The following is a 6,000-nucleotide window of genomic DNA, read 5'->3' as shown; positions in this document are numbered from 1 at the left end:
TCGGCGGCGGCCATGGTGCTCGCGATGCAGCCGCGGGAAATATGGGTCCGCGGCAAATTGGTGAGCTGGCCATGACGCCGCCCTCAATCAGTGGGACCGCCCCCGGTCTGGCGGTGGTGCTCGTCATCGCTGGTCTTTTCATCGTGGTTGTGGCGGCGTGGTGCAAATCCATTCCGGAGGACACGGAATTGCCCGCCGAGCCCCGCATCACGGTGGCCGATATTCAATATCGGCTGGACCATGGTGCGCCGCGGGAACCGATCGGCGATGCCAGGCAAGCGCACGCGATCACGCAGGAACACATCAATTGCGACGAGGCCACGTGCGCCCGCAAGCGCGCCGCGATCACGTTCTTGGTGGCGGCGGGGAAATGGCGGCGCGACAGCGGCCGAATCTGACCCCGGTTCCGCAAATTCTCAGTGAGGAGAAGCAAATGGCCGGACAATCCTGGTGGCGGCGACCCACCGCAATGCCGTGGATCGACCTACAGGTGTCGACCGCCCCGGAGTGGGACGCCGCGCAGGTGCGCCGACTGGCGCGCGAGCTGGGGTACGTGCTGATCGAGCCTCCCGAGAATTCGCTACTCACGGTGGTCGATCACGCGCGTACCGCAGCGGTCGACGCGCTGATCTGCCCAGGCCCGGCACACCTCGACGTCTACACGCTGCACGCGCTCATGACTTTCCTCGATGTCGAAATAGCTTGTCCGCGAGAAAGTTTCGCCCGCTTCCCGATCTACGGCGCACGGCCGATGGTGCCGCGCCGGTGACCCAGGTCCATCGAGCCGAGAGGAGGTGACTCACCGTGACCGATCCGGACCCCCAGGAGGGGCAGGAAGGGCAGGAGGAAGGCTCCCAGCGGTAGCCGAATCCTGCCCCACAACTGAATAGCCGAACGATCAAACGGCACCCCCGGCTAACGTGACGCCCATTGCAGCCCTGGGGGTGCCGTCCGGCCATCGTGCGCCGTGTGCCACGAAATAGCTTGCTGGACAACAATTTCCATTGCCACGCATCGCGCATCGATGCGATTCTTGGACGTGCGCACCACGCGCACCGAACAAGGGGGAATACCGAATGCGATTCTCGACGCTGGCCGCCGCCTGTGCGGCCGTCCTTATCGGCGCGGCCACGGCCGCCACTGCGCCTACGGCGGCCGCCGAGCCATACTCGTCATGCCGCTTCCACTTCATGCCGGCGGGCGAGCCGTATATGCATGAGCCGGTGTCGGTCATCACCGGCGGGTTCGCCGACTGCCGCGCCACCGACACACCGGAACAGTTCATGGTCCTGGTGACCCTGCATTACCGGCTCAACGGCCAGTGGGTACAGCGCGCGGCGGAACAGAGTGACCAGATACCCAACCCACGAACGAACATCGCGACGTACGCTCGATGCGAGGACGGAGCATGGATGGGCGTCGCCGACATCTGGGAGCGCCTGCCCGGAGAGCCCCACGAGACCCACAACACCTGGCGGACACCGCCGGTCATCATTGATTGCTGAGGATGCCATGGAACCGATCCGCGACCTACACAGCGCCCGGATCCGGCTGTGGGCGGCCATTAAGCCTCTGCCGAAGGGTGCGCGCCGCGGCGCGCCGATCCTTCGCGAATGGGGCGCGTGGGTGGTCCGTCCCGGGCGCGGCTGGCGCCGTATCCGTTACGTGACGCCCCCGCTGCACGCCACGCGCAGCATTCCAGCCGACAACCAGGATGCCGCCGTCGACTGGGCGATCGAGCGGATCGGTGTCGGCAAGTCCTGAAGGGAACGACGAAAAGCGCCCTGGTCCGTAACGGGACCAGGGCGCTCTCCTATGCATAGGCGACGACGAACTAGATCAGGGAAACCCTATGCGTCACATCATGATCATTGCCGCCGCGCTTGCCGCCGTAGGCCTCACTGCCGGGTGCAGCAGCTCGGGAGGTGATGGCGCTGCGGCCACGTCGACGAGCCCGAAACCACCCTTGCTGTCCCTCATCTCGCAGACACCCGCCGCGCCGGTGCCGCCGAGGTCACCGCGGAACAATATCGTGAAGGCGATCGGCGAATCGTCCGGTGTCGGCAGGTCCGGCGAGCCGCTGGCGGTCGAGTGGACCGTCACCAGCATCACGGTGGATCCGGCGTGTACGCACAGCGGCGCGCAGGTACCCGAGAACGGCCATTTCGTCGCGCTCGCGATCGATGCCCAGACCTCACCACAGTTCGAGGATTCGGCTCTGCTCGGCGGATTCCATCCGATGGGCAACTGGGCGATCGTCGACGCCAACGGAGTTACGCAGCCGCACGCGTCGACGACCGCCGCGTACCGCTGCCAAGATCTCGACTTCCCGCCGCAGCTGGCGCCGGGATCCCGGTACAGCTTTCACCTCGTGTTCGACTCGCGCAGCCCGCACGGTGTGCTGACCTTCGTGCCGTCCGGGCGCGGTGGTGGCTGGGAATGGGCGTTCTAGTAGTCGGCGAGCACCCAGGAATTGAGGGCCGCGCTGTTGGTGAACGACGAGCGTTGGACGTAAAGGCCGCCCCACCGGTTGTTGCTCCCGGTGCCGATGACGCCGCCGCTGTCGGTCCAGGACAGCCCGATCGACACACCGTTCTTGAACACGGTGTACACGTTGCCGTCGGCCTGGACGCGCAGAGTGTCACCGGCCGCGAAGGTCGTGCTGTTCGACGCGCGGGTCACCGATCCGCTGCCGGTGGCCGAGGTGACGGTGGCGATGGCTGTGTCGCTGCTGTAGCAGCCCGCGGCGACGGCCTGCGTCCAGTCCGACCGTGCCCGGATCAGGACGCCGCTGGCCACCGAGGTCGGTGTGGCGCCGACGACCCATTCGACGTACCAGCGGTCGGTGCTGGATTGGCCGGCGTTGTAGCGGGCGGGGAAGAACCCATCGCTGCTCCCGGTCTGGGCGGCCATGTTGGAGCTGATCTGCGGCTGCGTTCCGTTGCCGAGCGTCCAGTTCGCGCCCATGGCGCCGTTGGCCCGGTTGAAATCGTCGCTGCGGCGTGCGCCCGCGACGATATCGGGGATGGGGACGACGCCGGTCCCGGCCAACGCCGGTGCGGCGATCGCGAGGCCGGTCGACAGGACCGGATCCGGGATCTCGCCGGAGCCGATCAGTTCGAGGTCGGCCGCCGTGACACCGCCCGAGAACGCCGGTGCGGGTACAGCGCCCGTGCCCAGCAGGGGGAGAAGGTCGATGCGGGTCTCACCCACCATGGGTGCCGGCACCGAGCCCACACCGGTTGCCGCCGGCGCCGAAATCGTCACACCGGTAACCAGGCCCGGTGTCGGCACGATCCCGATGCCGCCGAGGGCCGGCGCCGGGATCGTGACCCCGGTCCCGATGGCGGGATCCGGTGCGTCGCCGCTCCCGAGCAGTGCGGGAAGGCCGGCCGCGGTGCCGGTGGCGACGTCGGGCGCGGGGACCGACCCGGCGCCGAGCAGGGGCGGCACGGGTACCAGGACGGGTGTGGTGCCGTCCCAGATCAGCTCGTCGCCGAGATACAGGCGCAGCACGTTCAGGTCGCCGAGCCGCATGTCGACGGGCGCTTGCCCGCGGTAGAACAGCGCCATGTCAGGTCGCGGTGAGCCGAACGAGGCCGGTGGTGTTGATCGCGGCTTTGAACGGCCCGTTGTCCGAACTCTTGGTGACCTCGAAATCGATCAGGCCGATGAGGGGATTCGTTGCCGCCGAACCGGAATTCGTATCCGCGATCACCAGATACCGGGCGCTGAGGGTCGAGGGATCCCACACGAGGTCGTCGCAGTCGACCCAGGCCGTGTTGGTCGCGGCGTCGTAGGCGAGCGCCTTGTTCGCCAGGGTCAGACCGCCCGAGTTGTAGCCGCTGCCGGTGGACAACTCGTTGGTCAGGCTCGACTGGTAGCGGTGCGCGTCGAGGTCGGGGGTGTAGGACGAGGTGTGCAGCGTGCCTTTCCAGGCGTGCGCCACCGAGACCTCGCCGTTGAGCAGCGACTGATGGAACCGCGGGTACAGGTAGCCGATGGTCATGGTGACGTACCTCCGATCAGGGCATGAGGATGTAGAGGGTGGTGGGGTCGTGCGGGTTGGCGTCGAACCATGCGGCGGTGACGACCTGGGCGCCCGTGATGCCGCCGAAGTTGCGGATGAACGCGCTGCCCGGTGGCGGCGCGGGTGGCAGGCCGGCCAGGATCAGCGGCAGTAGCGGGGCGTCGATATCGGGAATCTCGATGTCGTAGTGCTGATTGCCGAATTCGACGCGGCACGGGCCCGGCTCCAGGGCGATGGTGAGCGTGCCCGACACCGGCTTCGCCGAGACCCGGCGAGTGGACACCATGGTCGTGCCGTCCCCGGCGGCGCGTACGTCGTCGACCTGTGCGAACCACACGACGGTGTTGTCGTCGACACCGGCGATATCGGTGATGTCCTGGGTGATGGTGACGGTCATGAGCGCGGCCTCCGTTCAGGACAGGGCGTAGTACGGGCACAGCCCCGGGTTGAAGGTGATCGAGCCGTAGGGGATCGTCGACGGCAGCGTCGTCGACGCGGGCCCGGTGCCGTACAGCGCTGCGGGACGGAGCCCGGCCGGTGCCGCGTACTGCCAGAGCTTCGTGGCGAGGATGCTCTTGCAGTTCTGGCCGAATCCGGTGACCTGGAGCAGCCCGACCGCCCAGATCTCGGATTTGAGCGCTTCCACCGCGGTCGAGAGGGTGAGCGTGTATTCGCTGTTCGTGTTCGCGACGGTGGCCTTGATGTCGCCGGCCACCGAGGCCATGAGTTGCAGGGCTCCGGTGTTCGGATTCATCAGGTAGGCGCCGGCGTACATGGCCGAGATGCCGAGCGCGGTCACCGAGTTGCCGGTGCCGAACGTGAGCCGTGAATACTCCCGGTCCTTGGACACCGAGAAGAACCCGAGTTCGACCGTGTTGGCGCCACCGCCGGCCGGCTGATAGTCCGGTGGGTCGTCGTAGGGGATTGAGTGACTGTGTGCGCTGCCCGAGCCGCCGCCCGATGCCGTCTGGTCGGCCCTGGGCGCCAGCAGGATCCGGGGGAACGTCGCGTCGGCGTTGCGGGTGAACGACTGCCACAGTCCGCTACCGGTGGGGATGACGTTGCCGTCGTCGGCGCCGATGCTTTCCTGGACCTGCGTGTAGCTGCCGCCCGCGCCGACCAGTGGCGCTTTCGTCCGGTCGGCGATGTCGGCCTGGGTGAGATTGCGCCAGTCGGCGAATCCGCCGGGATGGCTGGGTCCGAGGTGTCCGGGATCGGAGCCGTCGGGTTGGGTCACCTGCTCATCACCTCCTCATCGGGTGTCAGCCCCCGCCGCACACCGGGTCGGGAATCGGATGTGCGGCACGCTGTTTCGCGGCCTCGACCGACCACGCCCGGTAGTCGGTGATCGCTCGGCGCATCAGGTCACGCGATTCCGCACGGGGATCGGTCATGCCGTCGGCGATGGTGCCGACCATCGCGTCGATGTGGCGTTGGTTCTCGGTGCTGATCGCCGAGCGAGCGACCATCCCGGACCGGAAATCCGAATTGCATTCGCTCTGGCTGCTGGCCTGGATGCCGGCGTAGGCGACGCTGGCGATAGCGAGCGCGGCCACCACGATGAGCCAGTACACCTGTTGGCGCTCGGTGCGCGGCAGGTCCGGCACGGCGATATGGCGGCCACCGAGCTTGTACTCGCGCCACCCCAGGCTGAGGCCGACGAAGAACCCCACGGCGATGCACGAGACCCCGTACAGGAATTGCAGAAACACGTTATTCACCGTTGTCTGCCTTCTTTCGTGGTCGCTCCTTGTTGCGAGACGCCTGATATCGCGCAGCACCCAGGACCCCGAGAAGTGCGCCCATGACGCCGTTCACGCCGGTGTTGCCGGCGTATCCGTCGACGACGAGCGGGGCGACGATGTTCGTGGCCCAGACCAGCGTGATGACGTAGCACAGGACCGTCAGGGTCCTGGTCGAGACGCCGTAGTCGTGCTGGGACACACCACCCTCCTGACCCTCGACCGGCC

11 protein-coding genes are annotated in these 6,000 nt (G+C 67.3%); 5 read left to right on the top strand and 6 right to left on the bottom strand.

From position 1 onward, the window contains the following. The 5 genes from ON41_RS00195 to ON41_RS00175 all read left to right on the top strand — a co-directional run. A partial coding sequence (locus ON41_RS00195) for a hypothetical protein (protein ID WP_218003320.1) occupies positions 1–398 on the top strand: 398 nt, incomplete at its 5' end. Positions 399–433: 35 nt separating this feature from the next. Further along, entirely contained in the window at positions 434–769 is a 336-nt protein-coding gene (locus ON41_RS00190; RefSeq protein WP_246461005.1) for a hypothetical protein, read from the top strand. 307 nt (positions 770–1,076) lie between these two features. Continuing rightward, positions 1,077–1,505 (top strand): hypothetical protein, encoded by a 429-nt coding sequence (locus ON41_RS00185; RefSeq protein ID WP_040743971.1) that lies wholly within the window; start codon positions 1,077–1,079, stop codon positions 1,503–1,505. A gap of 7 nt (positions 1,506–1,512) precedes the next feature. Beyond that, positions 1,513–1,764, top strand: coding sequence for a hypothetical protein (locus ON41_RS00180; RefSeq protein ID WP_040743969.1), 252 nt, complete (start codon positions 1,513–1,515; stop codon positions 1,762–1,764). A gap of 268 nt (positions 1,765–2,032) precedes the next feature. Continuing rightward, positions 2,033–2,452, top strand: a complete 420-nt coding sequence (locus ON41_RS00175) for a hypothetical protein (RefSeq protein WP_157185306.1) — start codon at positions 2,033–2,035, stop codon at positions 2,450–2,452. Here ON41_RS00175 and ON41_RS00170 read toward each other — a convergent pair. The 6 genes from ON41_RS00170 to ON41_RS00145 are packed head-to-tail and all read right to left on the bottom strand — an operon-like array spanning position 2,449 to position 5,974. Further along, a complete protein-coding gene (locus ON41_RS00170) occupies positions 2,449–3,573 on the bottom strand; it encodes a hypothetical protein (protein ID WP_040743965.1) in 1,125 nt (374 codons plus the stop codon). The two genes, ON41_RS00175 and ON41_RS00170, sit on opposite strands and share 4 nt — an antisense overlap. Position 3,574: 1 nt before the next feature. Then, positions 3,575–4,009, bottom strand: coding sequence for a hypothetical protein (locus ON41_RS00165; protein WP_040743964.1), 435 nt, complete (start codon positions 4,007–4,009; stop codon positions 3,575–3,577). Between the two features lie 16 nt (positions 4,010–4,025). Next, positions 4,026–4,427 (bottom strand): hypothetical protein, encoded by a 402-nt coding sequence (locus ON41_RS00160; RefSeq protein ID WP_040743962.1) that lies wholly within the window; start codon positions 4,425–4,427, stop codon positions 4,026–4,028. 15 nt (positions 4,428–4,442) lie between these two features. After that, a complete protein-coding gene (locus ON41_RS00155; protein ID WP_040743960.1) occupies positions 4,443–5,267 on the bottom strand; it encodes a hypothetical protein in 825 nt (274 codons plus the stop codon). Positions 5,268–5,292: 25 nt separating this feature from the next. Next, positions 5,293–5,751, bottom strand: coding sequence for a hypothetical protein (locus ON41_RS00150; RefSeq protein ID WP_157185305.1), 459 nt, complete (start codon positions 5,749–5,751; stop codon positions 5,293–5,295). Continuing rightward, positions 5,744–5,974, bottom strand: a complete 231-nt coding sequence (locus tag ON41_RS00145) for a hypothetical protein (RefSeq protein WP_040743957.1) — start codon at positions 5,972–5,974, stop codon at positions 5,744–5,746. Before ON41_RS00145 ends, ON41_RS00150 begins: the two co-directional genes overlap by 8 nt. Positions 5,975–6,000: the final 26 nt, after the last annotated feature.

Source organism: Nocardia transvalensis NBRC 15921 (genome assembly GCF_000308875.1).
GTDB classification, from domain to species: Bacteria; Actinomycetota; Actinomycetes; order Mycobacteriales; family Mycobacteriaceae; genus Nocardia; species Nocardia transvalensis.
Note: the sequence above shows the minus strand (reverse complement) of the source record. Positions and strands in the feature narration are given on the sequence as shown.

Excerpts from the sequence above, each read along its gene's own strand:
- ON41_RS00190 (WP_246461005.1), top strand. The coding sequence starts at position 434 with ATGGCCGGACAATCCTGGTGGCGGCGACCCACCGCAATGCCGTGGATC.
- ON41_RS00185 (WP_040743971.1), top strand. The coding sequence starts at position 1,077 with ATGCGATTCTCGACGCTGGCCGCCGCCTGTGCGGCCGTCCTTATCGGC.
- ON41_RS00180 (WP_040743969.1), top strand. The coding sequence starts at position 1,513 with ATGGAACCGATCCGCGACCTACACAGCGCCCGGATCCGGCTGTGGGCG.
- ON41_RS00170 (WP_040743965.1), bottom strand. The coding sequence starts at position 3,573 with ATGGCGCTGTTCTACCGCGGGCAAGCGCCCGTCGACATGCGGCTCGGC.
- ON41_RS00165 (WP_040743964.1), bottom strand. The coding sequence starts at position 4,009 with ATGACCATCGGCTACCTGTACCCGCGGTTCCATCAGTCGCTGCTCAAC.
- ON41_RS00160 (WP_040743962.1), bottom strand. The coding sequence starts at position 4,427 with ATGACCGTCACCATCACCCAGGACATCACCGATATCGCCGGTGTCGAC.